The 14,676-nt window shown below is 65.0% G+C and carries 15 protein-coding genes; 9 read left to right on the top strand and 6 right to left on the bottom strand.

Annotation, left to right across the window (positions count from 1 at the left end):
• The first annotated feature begins 5 nt into the window (after positions 1 to 5).
• From trbE to ACM608_RS06275, 8 genes are read left to right on the top strand one after another with little or no spacing between them, the layout of a single operon-like run.
• Complete coding sequence (gene trbE, locus ACM608_RS06240; protein WP_419682392.1) at positions 6 to 2,462, top strand: conjugal transfer protein TrbE; 2,457 nt, start codon at positions 6 to 8, stop codon at positions 2,460 to 2,462.
• Positions 2,459 to 3,238 carry a P-type conjugative transfer protein TrbJ gene (trbJ, locus tag ACM608_RS06245; protein WP_419682393.1) on the top strand — a complete coding sequence of 260 codons (780 nt, stop codon included), beginning with the start codon at positions 2,459 to 2,461 and terminating at the stop codon, positions 3,236 to 3,238. The genes trbE and trbJ overlap by 4 nt, the downstream gene beginning before the upstream one ends.
• A gap of 8 nt (positions 3,239 to 3,246) precedes the next feature.
• A complete protein-coding gene (gene trbK-alt, locus ACM608_RS06250) occupies positions 3,247 to 3,609 on the top strand; it encodes a putative entry exclusion protein TrbK-alt (protein WP_419682394.1) in 363 nt (120 codons plus the stop codon).
• Positions 3,610 to 3,613: 4 nt separating this feature from the next.
• Positions 3,614 to 4,969 carry a P-type conjugative transfer protein TrbL gene (trbL, locus tag ACM608_RS06255; RefSeq protein WP_419682395.1) on the top strand — a complete coding sequence of 452 codons (1,356 nt, stop codon included), beginning with the start codon at positions 3,614 to 3,616 and terminating at the stop codon, positions 4,967 to 4,969.
• Complete coding sequence (gene trbF / locus ACM608_RS06260; protein ID WP_419682396.1) at positions 4,969 to 5,652, top strand: conjugal transfer protein TrbF; 684 nt, start codon at positions 4,969 to 4,971, stop codon at positions 5,650 to 5,652. The genes trbL and trbF overlap by 1 nt, the downstream gene beginning before the upstream one ends.
• A complete protein-coding gene (trbG, locus tag ACM608_RS06265) occupies positions 5,649 to 6,698 on the top strand; it encodes a P-type conjugative transfer protein TrbG (protein ID WP_419682397.1) in 1,050 nt (349 codons plus the stop codon). The genes trbF and trbG overlap by 4 nt, the downstream gene beginning before the upstream one ends.
• Positions 6,695 to 7,915 (top strand): TrbI/VirB10 family protein, encoded by a 1,221-nt coding sequence (locus ACM608_RS06270; RefSeq protein ID WP_419682398.1) that lies wholly within the window; start codon positions 6,695 to 6,697, stop codon positions 7,913 to 7,915. The genes trbG and ACM608_RS06270 overlap by 4 nt, the downstream gene beginning before the upstream one ends.
• Positions 7,916 to 7,917: 2 nt before the next feature.
• Positions 7,918 to 8,142 (top strand): DUF2274 domain-containing protein, encoded by a 225-nt coding sequence (locus ACM608_RS06275; RefSeq protein WP_419682399.1) that lies wholly within the window; start codon positions 7,918 to 7,920, stop codon positions 8,140 to 8,142.
• Here ACM608_RS06275 and ACM608_RS06280 read toward each other — a convergent pair.
• The 5 genes from ACM608_RS06280 to ACM608_RS06300 form a co-directional block, all read right to left on the bottom strand.
• Positions 8,090 to 9,034, bottom strand: a complete 945-nt coding sequence (locus ACM608_RS06280) for a LysR substrate-binding domain-containing protein (RefSeq protein ID WP_419682400.1) — start codon at positions 9,032 to 9,034, stop codon at positions 8,090 to 8,092. The two genes, ACM608_RS06275 and ACM608_RS06280, sit on opposite strands and share 53 nt — an antisense overlap.
• 230 nt (positions 9,035 to 9,264) lie before the next feature.
• Positions 9,265 to 10,152 carry an SDR family NAD(P)-dependent oxidoreductase gene (locus ACM608_RS06285; protein WP_419682401.1) on the bottom strand — a complete coding sequence of 296 codons (888 nt, stop codon included), beginning with the start codon at positions 10,150 to 10,152 and terminating at the stop codon, positions 9,265 to 9,267.
• A gap of 23 nt (positions 10,153 to 10,175) precedes the next feature.
• A complete protein-coding gene (locus ACM608_RS06290) occupies positions 10,176 to 10,913 on the bottom strand; it encodes an SDR family oxidoreductase (protein ID WP_419682402.1) in 738 nt (245 codons plus the stop codon).
• Positions 10,910 to 11,632, bottom strand: coding sequence for an ester cyclase (locus ACM608_RS06295; protein ID WP_419682403.1), 723 nt, complete (start codon positions 11,630 to 11,632; stop codon positions 10,910 to 10,912). The genes ACM608_RS06290 and ACM608_RS06295 overlap by 4 nt, the downstream gene beginning before the upstream one ends.
• A gap of 23 nt (positions 11,633 to 11,655) precedes the next feature.
• Positions 11,656 to 12,582: an NADP-dependent oxidoreductase gene (locus ACM608_RS06300; RefSeq protein WP_419682404.1), complete on the bottom strand. Its 927-nt coding sequence runs from the start codon at positions 12,580 to 12,582 to the stop codon at positions 11,656 to 11,658.
• Between the two features lie 121 nt (positions 12,583 to 12,703).
• Here ACM608_RS06300 and ACM608_RS06305 point away from each other — a divergent pair, with 121 nt between their 5' ends.
• The gene (locus tag ACM608_RS06305) at positions 12,704 to 13,690 is read left to right on the top strand and encodes a LysR family transcriptional regulator (RefSeq protein ID WP_419682405.1); all 987 of its coding nucleotides are present in this window, start codon (positions 12,704 to 12,706) and stop codon (positions 13,688 to 13,690) included.
• On the opposite strand, the gene ACM608_RS06310 is transcribed toward ACM608_RS06305, so the two are convergent.
• Entirely contained in the window at positions 13,663 to 14,670 is a 1,008-nt protein-coding gene (locus ACM608_RS06310) for an alpha/beta hydrolase (RefSeq protein ID WP_419682406.1), read from the bottom strand. The two genes, ACM608_RS06305 and ACM608_RS06310, sit on opposite strands and share 28 nt — an antisense overlap.
• Positions 14,671 to 14,676: the final 6 nt, after the last annotated feature.

A 14,676-nucleotide genomic window follows, 5' to 3' on the forward strand; every position in this document is an offset into this window, starting at 1 on the left:
CGCTGATGATGGACCTTGCCGAATATCGCAACCGCAACACCCGACTTGCCGACTACCTCCCTTGGGTCGCGCTAGTCGGCGAAGGCGTCGTGCTGAACAAGGACGGGAGCTTTCAGCGCACCGCGCGCTTCCGCGGCCCCGACCTCGACAGCGCCGTCCCGGCGGAGCTGGTCGCCGTCGCCGGCCGGCTCAACAATGCGTTCCGGCGTCTCGGTTCGGGCTGGGCCATTTTCGTCGAGGCGCAGCGCCACGGCGCCGCGACCTATCCCACCAGCGTGTTTGCCGACAGCGCCTCCGCGCTCGTCGACGCCGAACGCAAGGCCGACTTCGAAGAGGCCGGTGCGCATTTCGAGTCCAGCTACTTCCTCACCTTCCTCTTTCTTCCGCCGGCCGAGGATGCCGCCCGTGCCGAGACTTGGCTCTACGAGGGCCGCGATCACGCCGGTGTCGATGCGCATGAGATTCTGCGCGGCTTCATCGATCGAACCGATCGCATCTTGAACCTGATCGACGCCTTCATGCCCGAATGCGCCTGGCTCGATGATGGCGAGACGCTGACCTATCTGCATTCAACTGTATCGACGAAGCGCCATCGCGTCCGCGTGCCCGAGACGCCAATGTACCTTGACGCGCTGCTCGCCGATCAGCCGCTCACCGGCGGCCTGGAGCCCCGGCTTGGGGACGCCCAAGTTCGCATCCTCACCATCGTCGGCTTCCCGACGGCGACGACGCCTGGCATCCTCGATGAGCTTAACCGTCTCGCCTTTCCCTATCGCTGGTCGACCCGGGCGGTCCTGCTCGACAAGACAGACGCGACCAAGCTGCTGACCAAGATACGGCGGCAGTGGTTCGCCAAGCGCAAGTCGATCGCCGCCATCCTCAAGGAGGTGATGACCAACGAAGCCTCGGCCTTGGTCGATACCGATGCGGCCAACAAGGCGGCCGACGCCGATATGGCCCTGCAGGAACTCGGCGCCGACTATGCTGGCCAGGCCTATGTGACGGCGACCATCACCGTCTGGGACGACGATCCGCGCATCGCCGCCGAGAAGCTGCGGCTGGTGGAGAAGGTCATCCAGGGCCGCGACTTCACGGCGATGGCCGAGACCATCAATGCCGTGGATGCGTGGCTGGGCTCGCTGCCCGGTCATGTCTACGCCAATGTCCGCCAGCCGCCCATCAGCACATTGAACCTCGCCCACATGATCCCGCTCTCGGCGGTGTGGGCGGGACCGGAACGGGACGAGCACTTCGATGCACCCCCACTGCTTTACGGCAGAACCGAGGGCTCGACCCCGTTCCGGCTTTCCGTCCATGTCGGGGACGTCGGCCATACGCTGATCGTCGGGCCGACCGGCGCCGGCAAGTCTGTGCTGCTCGCGCTCATGGCGCTTCAGTTCCGGCGGTATCCGCAATCTCAGGTTTTCGCCTTCGATTTCGGCGGATCGATCCGCGCCGCGGCACTCGCTATGGGCGGCGACTGGCATGATCTCGGCGGCGGATTGACGGACGGCGCTGACGACAGCGTCTCGCTACAGCCGCTCGCCCGCATCGACGACGTCGCCGAGCGTGCCTGGGCCTCCGACTGGCTGATCGCGATCCTCTCCCGTGAGAGCGTGCAGGTCACGCCCGAGGTCAAGGAACACCTCTGGTCGGCGCTATCGTCGCTAGCGTCGGCGCCGGTCGCCGAGCGCACGCTGACGGGCCTGTCCGTCCTGCTCCAGTCCAACGACCTGAAGCAGGCGCTGCGACCTTATTGTGTCGGCGGTCCCTATGGCCGGCTGCTCGACGCCGAGTCCGAATATCTCGGCGAGGCAAATGTCCAGGCCTTTGAGACCGAGGGCCTGATCGGCACCGGCGCCGCCGCCGCCGTGCTCGCCTATCTCTTCCATCGCATCGAGGATCGCCTCGACGGCCGACCGACCCTCCTGATCGTCGATGAGGGCTGGCTCGCTCTCGACGACGAGGGGTTCGCCGGGCAGCTCCGCGAGTGGCTGAAGACACTGCGCAAGAAGAACGCCAGCGTGATCTTCGCTACCCAGTCGCTGTCCGACATCGACGGCTCGGCGATCGCGCCGGCCATCATCGAGAGCTGCCAGACGCGGATCCTGCTCCCCAACGAGCGCGCGATCGAGCCGCAGATCACTGCCATCTACCGCCGCTTCGGTCTCAACGACCGCCAGATCGAAATCCTCGCGCGAGCCATGCCCAAGCGCGACTATTACTGCCAATCCCGCCGCGGGAACCGCCTCTTCGAGCTGGGCCTCTCCGACGTCGCGCTGGCGCTCTGCGCCGCTTCTTCCAAGCAGAAGCAGGCCCTCATCGCCGAGGTCTACGCGCGCAGCGGCACCTCCGGATTTCTTGGCGAATGGCTGGCGGTGAACGGTCTCGGCTGGGCCGCAGACCTCATCCCCGACCTCACGAACGTCAATCCCCAAGCAGAACAGGAGGTATTGCCATGACACGCTCGATCCATGCGCGCTCGCGCGCACTGCGGTTTGCCGCGACCATCATCGCGGCGCCAATCGCCATCTCGCCTTTCATCAGCACGCCTGCGGCGGCTCAGTTCGGTGGCATCGTCTACGATCCGACGAACTACGCGCAGAATGTGCTGACCGCCGCTCGGACACTCCAGCAGGTCAACCAGCAGATCACGCAGCTTCAGAACGAAGCGACCATGCTGATCAATCAGGCCCGCAACCTCGCGAGTCTGCCGTACTCGTCGCTTCAGCAGCTCCAGCGGTCTGTCCAACAAACTCAGCAGCTGCTCCGGCAAGCGCAGGGCATCGCCTACGATGTCCAGCGCATCGACCAAGCTTTCACTTCCACCTACGGCAACGCGTCCATGACCGCCTCCGATCAGGCGCTCGTCGCAGGAGCGCGGGAGCGCTGGCAGAACACAGTCGGTGGGTTGCAGGACGCAATGCGCGTCCAGGCTGGCGTCGTCGGCAACATCGACACCAATCGCGCGGAGATGTCGGCGTTGGTTGGCCAGAGCCAAGGCGCCACCGGCGCTTTGCAGGCAACGCAGGCCGGCAACCAGCTCCTCGCACTTCAAGCCCAGCAGCTCGCGGACCTTACCGCCGTCGTTGCCGCCAACGGGCGGGCTCAAAGCCTCTCCGAGGCCGAACGTGCCGCCGCCGCCGAACAAGGGCGAGAGCAGCGCCGGCGCTTCCTCACACCCGGCAGCGGCTACCAGCCGGGCAATGCCCGCATGTTCCCGAACAGCGGAAACTGAGCATGGCTATGGACGGCAAGCTGCTCGCTCGCATCGGCGCCGTGGTCTTCGTCGCCGTCGCGATCACCGCGACCGCGATCGAGATGACCCGTAAGGAGGCGACGCCCGAGCGGTGGCCGTCAGGCCGTACAGTCGAAGCGCCGGCCGATCCGCTGCGCGATGCGCTGGTACGATGCCAAGCCCTGGGCGAAGAGGGGCCGCGCGATCCTGAATGCCGTCTCGCCTGGGCCGAGAACCGGAGACGTTTCCTGGCGCCAGGGGCCCGACCTCTGGAAAGGCTGCCACAAGCATTTCCGACACAGCCGGAGGGCCTCACGCCGCAAGCTCAACCTGACATCGAGCCCATGTCGCACGCCAAAGAAGCGCGGTAACGAGATGGGCAATACCGGCGTCATCGACCATTTCCTCGAAGTCTTCACTCGCTACATCGACAGCGGGTTCGGACTGCTCAGCGGCGAAGTAGCCTTCATCGCCACCACGCTGATTGTCATTGATGTGACGCTCGCGGCGCTCCTCTGGAGCTGGGGCGCCGACGACGACATCATGGCTCGGCTGGTTAAGAAGACGCTGTTCGTCGGCGTCTTCGCCTACATCATCGGCAACTGGAACAACCTGGCCCGCATCATTTTCGAGAGCTTTGCCGGCCTTGGCCTGAAGGCGAGCGGAACCAGCTTCTCGACCCCCGACCTGATGCGTCCGGGTAAGGTCGCGCAGACTGGTCTGGATGCCGGCCGGCCGCTACTCGACTCCATCTCAAGCCTGATGGGCTACTGGTCGTTCTTCGAGAACTTCATCCAGATCGCCTGCATGTTTCTCGCCTGGGCGCTGGTCCTGCTCGCCTTCTTCATCCTCGCCATCCAGCTTTTCGTCACGCTTATCGAGTTCAAGCTGACGACGCTCGCGGGCTTCGTGCTGATCCCGTTCGGCCTGTTCGGTAAGTCCGCCTTCATGGCGGAGCGCGTGCTCGGCAACGTCATTTCGTCCGGCATCAAGGTGCTGGTGCTCGCCGTCATCATCGGGATCGGCTCGACACTCTTCTCCGAGTTCACGTCCGGGTTCGGTGGCCAGAACCCCTCCATCGACGAGGCTATGGCGATCGTTCTCGCCGCTCTCTCGCTACTCGGCCTCGGCATCTTTGGACCGGGCATTGCCAGCGGCCTCGTGTCCGGCGGCCCACAGCTCAGCGCAGGCGCGGCCGTCGGAACGGGTCTGGCTGCGGGTGGCATGGTTGCGCTCGGCGCTAGCGCCGTTGGCGCAGCCGCCTCCGGTGGCGCAGCCTTGGCGGGAGGTGCTGCAGCAGCTGCCCGCGGTGGCGCCGCGATCGCAGGAGGCGCATCGACAGCCTACAGTCTCGGCGCAGCCGGACAGTCCGGTGCGGCCGGCGTCGCATCCGGTCTCGGCGGCGTCGCTCGTGCAGGCGGCAGCGCCGCCGTGTCGCCTCTGCGCCGTGCCGCCTCTCGCGCGGCCGACAGCATGAAGTCGAGCTTCAATGCCGGTGGCAAGGCGGCGTTTGAAGCCACGGGTGGCACATCCACCATGGGGTCGATCGGTGGTGACGCGGTGGCCGACGTGGCGGCGCCCGCGAGCGCCGGAGGCCCGCCCGCCTGGGCGCAGCGCATGCGCCGTTCTCAACGCGTGACCCACGCCGTCCAGGCCACGGCCCACGCCGTCCGCTCCGGCGACGCCCATGGCGGCGGCTCTTCCGTCAATCTGTCCGAAAGCGACCGCTGATGTTCAAACGACCCTCCACTCACTATGGCAAGGCACCCGAGCCGGAAACGCCGTATCAGCGCGCAGCTCAGGTCTGGGATGACCGCATCGGCGCCTCACGTATCCAGGCAAAGAACTGGCGCCTCATGGCGTTCGGTTCACTCATCTTGTCGGGAGGTTTCGCCGGCGCGCTTGTCGTGCAGTCGGCGCGCGGCACGATCGTTCCCTGGGTGGTGCAGGTCGATCGCCTGGGTCAGGCGCAGGCGGTAGCGCCCGCCGAAGCCGACTATCGACCGAGCGATCCTCAGATCGCGTTCCACCTGGCTCGCTTCATCGAACAGGTTCGCAGCATCCCGGCCGATGCGATCATCGTCCGGCAAAATTGGCTGCGCGCCTACGACTTCACGACCGATCGCGGAGCGATTGCGCTCAATGACTATGCGCGGTCGAACGACCCGTTCACGCGGGTCGGCCGTCAGCAGGTCGCCATCGACGTCTCCAGTGTTATCCGCGCCTCTCCGGACAGTTTTCGCGTCGCGTGGGTCGAGCGCCGGTACGAGAACGGCCAACTCGCCGAGACCACGCGGTGGACCGCGATCCTGACGATCGTCGTGCAGGTCCCCCGAAACGCCGATCGGCTGAGGGCAAATCCGCTCGGCATCTACGTCAACGCCATCAACTGGTCACGGGAGCTTGGGCAATGAAGCCGTCTTTCCGTAAAGCCGGAAACCCGGCTTCGCACACATCCGCAATTCCGGCTCTACGCAGGGCGGCGATCCCGATGGTTCTGCTGGCGACGACCGCGCTTGCGGGCTGCGCCACCACCAATCCGCCGCCCGAGATTTCTTACGACAACGTGGCTCCCGCCGTGCAGGCCGTCGATCCGCCGGCGCCCGTCACCGTGGTCGAGCTGCCGCGACCGCTGCCGCTGCCCGGCCAGTTGCAACGCGTGGAGCCTTCGCCGCGCGCGCCCGAGCCGACAGATCCGACCGCGCGGGTGAACCAGGCCAATGCCGCAGCCCGCATCCAGCCGGTGCGCGACGGCTTCATCAATTCGATGCAGGTCTACCCGTTCACGCAAGGGGCGCTCTATCAAGTCTATACGGCCGTGGGTCAGATCACCGACATCGCGTTGCAGCCGGGCGAGCAGCTCGTCGGCTCAGGTCCCGTCGCTGCCGGCGACACGGTCCGCTGGATCATCGGCGACACCGAGAGCGGATCGGGGGCGACACGGCAGATCCATATCCTGGTGAAGCCAACGCGGTCCGACCTGATGACGAACCTCGTCATCAACACCAACCTGCGCACCTACCACATGGAGCTTCGCTCGACCGAACGGACCTATATGGCGTCGGTCTCCTGGCAGTATCCGCAGGACCAGCTCATCGCGCTGCGCCGGCAGAACGCCGAGGCACAGGCCGCTCAACCAGTGGTGAGCGGCGTCGACCTCGCCAACGTCAACTTCCGCTATGCGATCGAAGGCGACCGAGCGCCATGGCGGCCGCTTCGCGCCTTCGACGACGGCCGCCAGGTCTTTATCGAGTTTCCGCGCGGCATCGGCCAGGGTGAGATGCCGCCGCTCTTCGTCGTCGGCCCGGAGGGCAATACATCCGAGTTGGTGAACTACCGGGTTCGCGGCCACCACATGATCGTCGACCGCCTCTTCGCGGCCGCCGAGCTGCGCTTCGGCGCCGGCGACCGCCAGCGGCGCGTCCGCATCACCCGCACCGATGGGAGGCCGACCTCGTGAGCGAGAACCCACCCCGGAATGAGGAAGTGTTGGACGACGCCGCCCAGCCGCTGAACGGCGAGCCGGCCAGCGCCGCGCCGATGCGGCTGCGCGCCGATCCGCCGCGTGTCACCCGGCTGTCGCGCAAGGTTCTCGCGGGCGCGGGTCTCGTCGCCAGCGTCGGGCTCGGCGGTGCGCTGATCTACGCGCTCCAGACCCGCGACGGGGTCCGGCCGAACGAAGAATTGTATTCTACGGAAAATCGCTCGACCGCCGATGGGCTCGCCGGTCTCCCGCGCGATTACAGCGGGGTGCCGCGATTGGGTCCGCCGCTGCCGGGCGATCTGGGAAGGCCAATCGTTGGCGCTCAGGAGCGCGGCCAGCCTGTACCGACGCCGAATGTCGCCACGCCAAATCCCGGCATCAGTCCAGAGGAGCAGAGGCGCCTTCAGGAGATCGAGACCGCGCGAACCAGTCGGCTGTTCTCCGGGACCGAGACCCGCGCCGGTGCGACCGCGTCGGCCCCTGCCATCGTGCCGCCTCCAGCGCCGGACTTGGCGAGCCTCGGACTCGCGCCGACGCCATCCACACCTTCAGCGCAGGACCGCCAGAACGCCTTTCTCAATGCGGCCGCCGACCGGAGGACGGTCGCGCCCGATCGCGTCGCTGCACCGGCGTCGCCGAACATCCTTCAAGCGGGCGCCGTGATATCCGCCGCGCTGATCACCGGCATCCGCTCCGATCTTCCAGGCCAGATCACGGCACAGGTCACCGAGAACATCTACGATAGCCCGACCGGCCGCATCCTTCTCGTGCCGCAGGGCACCCGGGTCATCGGGCAGTACGACAACAATGTGCAGTTTGGGCAGAGCCGCGTGCTGCTGGTCTGGAACCGGATGATCTTTCCAAACGGTCGGTCGATCGTTCTCGAGCGGCAGCCCGGCGCTGACGCCGAGGGATATGCCGGCCTGCAGGACAGCGTAGATTATCATTGGTGGGACCTCGCGAAGGCCGCTGGTCTCTCAACCCTACTTAGCATCGGCGCTGAGCTGGCCGTCGACGATGACGATCGCCTTCTGCGCGCGATCCGGAGCGGCGGGCAGGACACATTCAATCAGGCCGGACAAGACATAGTCCGACGCCAACTCAATATTGCCCCGACGCTGACAATCATGCCGGGTTTCCCCGTTCGCGTGATCGTAACTCGCGACATCGTGCTTGAACCCTACGGAGGATGACGGTGGCGAATTTGAAGCTTGGCCCCATCGCTGACGACAAGCCTGTCAAAGTGACGCTTGAACTCCCAGCAGAACTTAACCGAGACCTGTCCGCTTATGCTCAGGCACTTGCGCAAGAGGGAGGCGGACCAGCAATCGAGCCCGTGCGTCTGATAGTCCCCATGCTTGAGCGCTTTATCGCCACCGATCGTGGGTTCGCCAAGTACCGGCGCCAGGTAGCGGGCTAGGCTGGTACTGTTGTCGCAGCTGTCTGGTGAGGTTCTTCACAGCCGGGTTGGTGCTGCTGTTTGACCAGACCGCGCTCCAACAGAAGTGGTCCGCCGCCTTCACGGAGACGAGCTGCAAGCCCGGGTAGGTCGCGCCTAGCATCGACTTTGCCGCCAGCGTCAGGCCGAAACCTTCCTCCACAAGATACATAAGATTGTCCCGTCCCACGCGCTGCAGGGAAATGTGCGGCTTGCGCCCGAACCGCCGAAGCTGCGCGCCGATCACCTCAGCAACCTTCATACCGAAAGCGTCAGAGCTGATGAGAAAGGTCTCGTCGGCCAAGTCGCGCCACCGAACAGCAAAGTTTTTGGCAATGGGATGCTCGACCGGTGCCGCAACGAGTAGAGGCTCGTCCCAGATGCGAATGGCGTCACAGCCTTCAACCTGCGGCTCTCCGATAACGAATGCTATGTCGAGCCGGCCGCGCGAAATGCCTGCGAGGTTGTCGTCAAAGCTGGCCTCTTCGACGCGGATCTTTATGCCTGGATAGCTTGTTCGAAAGCTCGCGAGCAACTCTGGAAGCGGCCCTTGGACGATAGTGCCCATGAGTCCGATCCGTAACTGACCTTCATGGCCAGCACGCAGCGAAGCCAGCTCCTTGACGGCCCTGTGGAGTTGCTCCGCACCTATACGCGCCTCCTGGAGGAAATGACTTCCGAGGGGTGTCAGTGCAACACCCGTCCTTCTGCGCTCGAAAAGGATGATTCCGAGGCGCCGCTCAAGCAACTGCACGCGGCGCGTCAAGGTCGATTGATTAACGCCAATAGCTTGCGCAGCACGTCGAAACGACCCGTACTCCGCCACCAGGTGAGCGTATCGCAAGTACCTTAAGTCCAAAGCAAGATCGGGCATTCAGATGCGCCAAGTTATGCGCGCGCTACCGGCTGGACCATGCGCAATGTTTCACCGCCGCCCGTCCCATGCCATGGGACAGTGCGCGGCCACCAATCTCTTCGATGCCGCGGGCTGAAACCGTCAAAACCTCGTGCAGTGGCGTCCTTGAGTGAGCGAAGGGCGGGTAGTTTGAGAGACATCAGCTTTTCATGTTCAGAAGCTGCCTGCGCGGAGGCCGAGACCATGTCTCAGCGCCGCGCCGTTCGGTCGGGCGGAAGAAGATCATCGAAGCCCAGCCGTTCAACGAAGCGAGCCTGCGCATCGCTGACGGCCATGGCGATGGCCTCGGCGCCCTTCGCTTGCCCATCAACGAAGACATGATCGCGCCGCCTGCCTTGCGGCAGTTGAAGAGCCGCCACGAGACGTTCGCCCACCGCTTGCACCGTCAGGCCGAGACCTTCCTCCTGGTCGATGCTTTCGATCCGCCTGTTTAGCGCGGGAAGCCGGCCTGCCAAGGCAGCATAGGCGCCGGTTCGCTCCGCATCGTCCCCGCTGTGTGCATCGGCGAAATGGTCGGTGCCTACGGGGAAGGCTCCGGGCACCAGGAATAGGCTCTCGATCCCGAACGGTCTAACTTCCAGCGCCATGGCCCGTGCAAGCGCATCGCCTGCAGCCTTGCTCGCCTCATAGACGCCGATGAAGGGCTCGGGGATGTAGGTCGTGGTGCTGCCGACATACACGATTGTTCCGTGACCTTGAGCGCGCAGCACCGGAAGGACAGCGCGATTGACCCGCAGCCAGGACACGGCATTGGTGTCAAGGATCGACAGGAACTGGTCCGGCGTGAAACTCTCGGCCATGCCGTTCATCAACATGCCGGCGTTGTTGACCACCACGTCAAGCCTGCCGCCGGCGCGATGACTCTCCTCGACCGCCGCCACGCAGCTCTCCTCGGACAGGACGTCCATCTCGATCGGATGGACGCGGTCCCCGCCCTCGGCACGTAGCGACCCGGCCGCTTCGGCATTGTGACCTTCGACGCCGCGCATGCCAGCATAGACGATGTAGCCGGCGTCGCGCAGCGCTTCGGTCACCGAGCGCCCAATCCCCGAGGCCGAGCCGGTTACCAGCGCCACCTGGCGCTCTTCCTTATGAGCAGTCATGCCATGCCTCCATTGGCGCGCACGCTCTGACCGCTGATCCACTGTGCCTTGTCCGAGACGAGCAGTTCGATGGCGTCGGCGATGTCGTCGGGTTGCCCCAAACGCCCCGCAGGTGAGCCCGCAGCGCGCGCGGCGATCTCGTCCTTGCTCTTGCCTTTCAGGAAGAACTCGGTTTCGACCGGTCCCGGCGCGACGCAGTTGGCGGTGATGCCGCGCCCGCCCACTTCCTTGGCAAGGACGGCGATCATTGCCTCGATCGCACCCTTCGCGGCGTTGTAGATGCCGTAACCCGGAGGCTTCAGCGCGAGCGTCGTGGTCGAGATCGCCACGATCCGGCCGCCGTCACGCAGCCGCTTCGCTGCCTGGGCGAGGCATAGGAAGGTCCCCTTCAGATTGACCGCCATTTCGCGGTCGAAGTGCGCGTCGTCGGCTTCAGCAAAGGTGGCCGGCTTGAAGATGCCGGCGGCGGTCACCAGCACGTCGACGCCGCCGAACCGGTCTTCGGCCTTGTCGAACAGCGCCACGACCTCGCCAGCATCCGCAACGTTGGTCTTCATGATGATGACGGTGCCCGGCAGATCCCCGCTTGCATCCACGAGGGCCTGCGCCTCCTGCTCCGACGAGGAATAGCTCGCGACAACATCGTAGCCGCTCGCAGCGAGCCGGAGCACGGTCTCGCGGCCGATGCCGCCCGAACCGCCGGTGACGATGGCGACCTGTCCCGCGCCGCTCATTTCTCGTCTCCTTCGGAAGTGACGGGCCAGGCGCCGATCTGGTTCAGGAAGCCGAACCAGTCCTCCATGTGCCAGGTGTAGGCGATCTGCGTGCCGTGGAAGGTGTGGAACTCGTGCAGGCGAATGGCGTAGGATTTGCCGGTCGCGGCTACTCCGAAGAAATCTTGCGAGTGCGTGCCGCGCATCTCGGCGCGGACGGCCGCCTTGTCGTCGCCAAATACGACGTCCTTGATCTCGATCGTGAGATCGGGAAGCGCCTGGCGTACGCCGGCGATGAACCGCTTCATCGGCTCGCGTCCCGGCGCCTGTCCCTGGTTACGCGGTTCCTCGTCCCAATCGACGGCGATCGCGTGGTCGAGCTGGGCCGCATCGCCGGTAGAGAACACGCCGTAGAAGCGTTGGAGCGCTTCCAGACGCGCGGCTTGCGTCGCAGTCTTCGTAACGGTTGTTGTGGTCATAAGACTGTCTTCCTCGTGAATGTCGTTTGTGGATATGCGCCCGGTCAGAGTTGTGACGGCGCGATTGACGATGGGCTGGGCGATAAGGAGCGCCGGAAACGCCACGACCCAGGCGCTCGCCCAGGCCGAGATCCAGACACAGAAGGCGGGCAGCGCTCCAGCTACTCTCACGATCGCGACGAAGGCCACGAGACCGCTCATCAGGAGCGAGAGCAGGACGGGACGTAGCAACGCCTCCAGTCTGGAGTTGGGAGCAAACACCGTGACGGTCCGGTGCGCTCGGCTCAGTCGCGCGGCTTGAAGATGATCTTGCCCTTCGCCTCGCCGGCTGCCTGCCGGGCAAAGGCCTCCGCGCCGTTCTCGAGACCGACCATCCGGTCGAGGCGCACCTTCACTCCGTGATCGGCGCGCTCCGCGACATGGCCGAGCTTGGTGGCATCGGACATGTGAAAGACGAACTTTGCTTCGACACCGGCTTGGCGCGCGCGTTCCTCGTCCGGCGGCATTGGCGTGGCGATGAGCGTACCGCCCTGCTTGAGCACCTTCAGCGAGCGCTCCTCGACATCACCCCCGACCGTGTCGATGACCAGATCGATGTCGGACAGTTCGTCCTCGAAACGCTGGTTCTGGTAGTCGATCACCTTCGTGGCGCCGAGGCCGCGGACATAGTCGGCATCGGCACCCGACGCGGTGACGAACACATCTGCGCCCGCCTGGACCGCGAGCTGTGTAGCGAAGGCACCGACAGGGCCTGCTGCGCCATGAACGAGCACTCGCTGGCCCGGGGCTACAGCAAACTCCTCGAACAGGATCTGCCAGGCCGTCCCGCCGATCGTGACGAGGCCCGCGCTCTCCGCGAGCGGCATCGACGTCGGTGCGCGCACCAGCTGATCGGCCGCAACCACGGCGAACTCGGCAAAGGCGCCGCCCTTGGACGGGTCGAGCCTGGCGATGACCTCGTCCCCGGTCTTCCAGTCCGAGACGCCGTCGCCGACCGTCTCGATCGTGCCTGAGATGTCGGTGCCCGGCACATAGGGAAAAGCGACCGGAAAGAAATCTGTCATGTAGCCGGCATGGATCTTGGTATCGAGCGGATTGACCGCCGCGCCAGCGACCTTGACGAGCACTTCGCTCGTCGCAGCCTGTGGCACAGGACGTTCGGCAACGGCCGGCACCTGTCCATAGTCGGTGTATTCCAGGGTCTTCATCATGACTTGCTCCTTGATCATGCGATCAATGTGGCAAGCCAACCATCATTGCGTAAGTCGATAATCATGATACTACATTATCAGCAGTGGTTATATACGAGTTGGTGAAGGCGGTCTGTGGGCCATGAATCTCAGCAGTATTGATCTTAATCTGCTTGTCGGCTTCGAAGCGCTCATGGCCGAGCGCAACGTCACCCGCGCCGCGGCACGGGTCGGACGCACGCAGCCCGCGATGAGCGGCACGCTGGCCCGGCTGCGCGAGTTGATGGAGGACGAACTCTTCATCCGCACGGCGGACGGTCTTCAGCCCACGCCCCGCGCGCTCGAACTGCATGAACCCGTGGGCAAGGCGCTGGCGCAGATCGAGGCGGCGTTCTCGTTTCGCGACCGCTTCGTGCCGGAGACCGCCGAGATGGCGTTCACCATCGCGATGTCGAATCCGCCCACGATCTCGCTCCTTCCCGCGTTGTTCGAGGAACTGACGCGAGCCGCGCCGGGCATCACCATGCATGTGCGCGGCTTCGACGATCGCGACGAGGCGATCGCGCTCCTAGACAGCGGCGTGGTCGACGTCGCGATTGGCGTCCCGCCGACCGAGAAGGCCGGTCGGATTCTTTCGCGGCCGCTGTTCGAGGACGGCTTCGTCACGATGATGCGCGCCGGCCACCCTGCAGCGTCGAGCACATTGACCCGGACCACTTTCCTCGCCTGGCCGCATGTCCTCTTCTCACCTGAGGACGATCGGTTCGGGATTGTCGACGAACGTCTCGAGAAGCTGGGCCTGAAGCGCAAACTCGTGCTGACCGTGCCCAATGCCACCGCCGCGGCGCTCGTCGTCGAACGAACCGACGCGCTGTGTACGATGCTGACCGGTCTCGCGCTTCAGTTTCAATCAGCCGGCAGGGTGGTTCTCGCCAAGACGCCGCTCGATCTGCCCTCCGCGCCGTTCACGATGAACTGGCACCGCCGTAATGATGCCAATCTCGCGCAGCGCTGGTTCAGGGGTCTGATCGGCCAGACGGCGATGAAGCGTGATCGTTCGCCCGGGCAGACGGCGAGGCAACCCGCCCCGACAAAGATCCCTCAGACAGATTTGTCCGACAGCCACTGAGCGATGGCGCGATTGGTGCCGTCGGGGTCTTCGAGCGCGAGTTGGTGAGCGGCATCGATGATCACCTCGGTTAGATCGCTGCAGTCCTCGCGCATAGGTTGAGCAAGCGGGCTGCGCACGGTCTCGCAGACATCGTCGCGCGCGCCATGGAGGAACAGGACCGGCATCGCGAGACGCCCGAAATCATGCGCCTCTCGCGCATATTCCATGTTTGCATCGTCGTTCAGATACCAGGCGATTGGCCCGGAGAAACCGTTAGCGGCAAAGTCGCGCGCCATTTCCTCGACATACTGATCCTCCAGCAGGAGGTTGTCGCGGGGAATGTGTGCGAGACCGATGCCGCCGAACAGGCCGCCGCGCTGCCGCGCTGTCGCCGAAAATGCCGGACCACGCGTAGCGGACAGTGGTTTGCTGGGTTGAAAGACGAGGCGCAGGATGCCGGCGGGGTCTGCTTCCATGGTGCGCGCGACGGGGGTGAAGCGTTCGCGAAAAGCGAGCCAATAATCCCATTGACCGACAGGGAAGTCCTCGGCCGAGTAGATCTCGCGATCGAGCAGCGGAACGAGCGCCGGCAGCGCGAAGCCGCGCGCGAGATAGGGGATGCTGGCGCTCGCAACGCCACGACAGCGCTCGGGATAGTGCGCAGCAAGCGCCCAGACCACGGGGCTGCCCCAGTCGTGCCCGATCCAGACTGCCGGCGCACCGCCGAGGCTGTCATGCAGCTCGACAAGGTCGGCGACCGTTTCTCGGTTGGCGTAGGCGGCGACGTTGTTCGGGACCGACGAGGCCCCGTAGCCGCGCATCCAGGGTGCGATGCAGCGCCAGCCTTGCGCGACGAAATATTCGATCTGGCGGATCCAGACGAATGGCGCCTCGGGCCAGCCATGAACGAAGATCATCAGCGGGCCGTCGGACGGACCTGCCTGCAGATAGGCGGTACGATGCCTGTCGGTCTCGAACGTCTTTCTATCGATCATCATCTCACC

It is taken from the genome of Sphingomonas sp. ID0503 (genome assembly GCF_048565625.1).
GTDB lineage: Bacteria > Pseudomonadota > Alphaproteobacteria > Sphingomonadales > Sphingomonadaceae > JBLZUR01.

Bases quoted from the DNA above. Each gene is read 5' to 3' on its own strand.
- trbF (WP_419682396.1), top strand. From the start codon at position 4,969: ATGTTCAAACGACCCTCCACTCACTATGGCAAGGCACCCGAGCCGGAA.
- ACM608_RS06305 (WP_419682405.1), top strand. From the start codon at position 12,704: ATGAATCTCAGCAGTATTGATCTTAATCTGCTTGTCGGCTTCGAAGCG.
- ACM608_RS06310 (WP_419682406.1), bottom strand. From the start codon at position 14,670: ATGATGATCGATAGAAAGACGTTCGAGACCGACAGGCATCGTACCGCC.
- trbE (WP_419682392.1), top strand. From the start codon at position 6: ATGATGGACCTTGCCGAATATCGCAACCGCAACACCCGACTTGCCGAC.
- ACM608_RS06290 (WP_419682402.1), bottom strand. From the start codon at position 10,913: ATGAGCGGCGCGGGACAGGTCGCCATCGTCACCGGCGGTTCGGGCGGC.
- ACM608_RS06280 (WP_419682400.1), bottom strand. From the start codon at position 9,034: ATGCCCGATCTTGCTTTGGACTTAAGGTACTTGCGATACGCTCACCTG.
- ACM608_RS06300 (WP_419682404.1), bottom strand. From the start codon at position 12,582: ATGATGAAGACCCTGGAATACACCGACTATGGACAGGTGCCGGCCGTT.
- trbK-alt (WP_419682394.1), top strand. From the start codon at position 3,247: ATGGACGGCAAGCTGCTCGCTCGCATCGGCGCCGTGGTCTTCGTCGCC.
- trbG (WP_419682397.1), top strand. From the start codon at position 5,649: ATGAAGCCGTCTTTCCGTAAAGCCGGAAACCCGGCTTCGCACACATCC.
- trbJ (WP_419682393.1), top strand. From the start codon at position 2,459: ATGACACGCTCGATCCATGCGCGCTCGCGCGCACTGCGGTTTGCCGCG.
- trbL (WP_419682395.1), top strand. From the start codon at position 3,614: ATGGGCAATACCGGCGTCATCGACCATTTCCTCGAAGTCTTCACTCGC.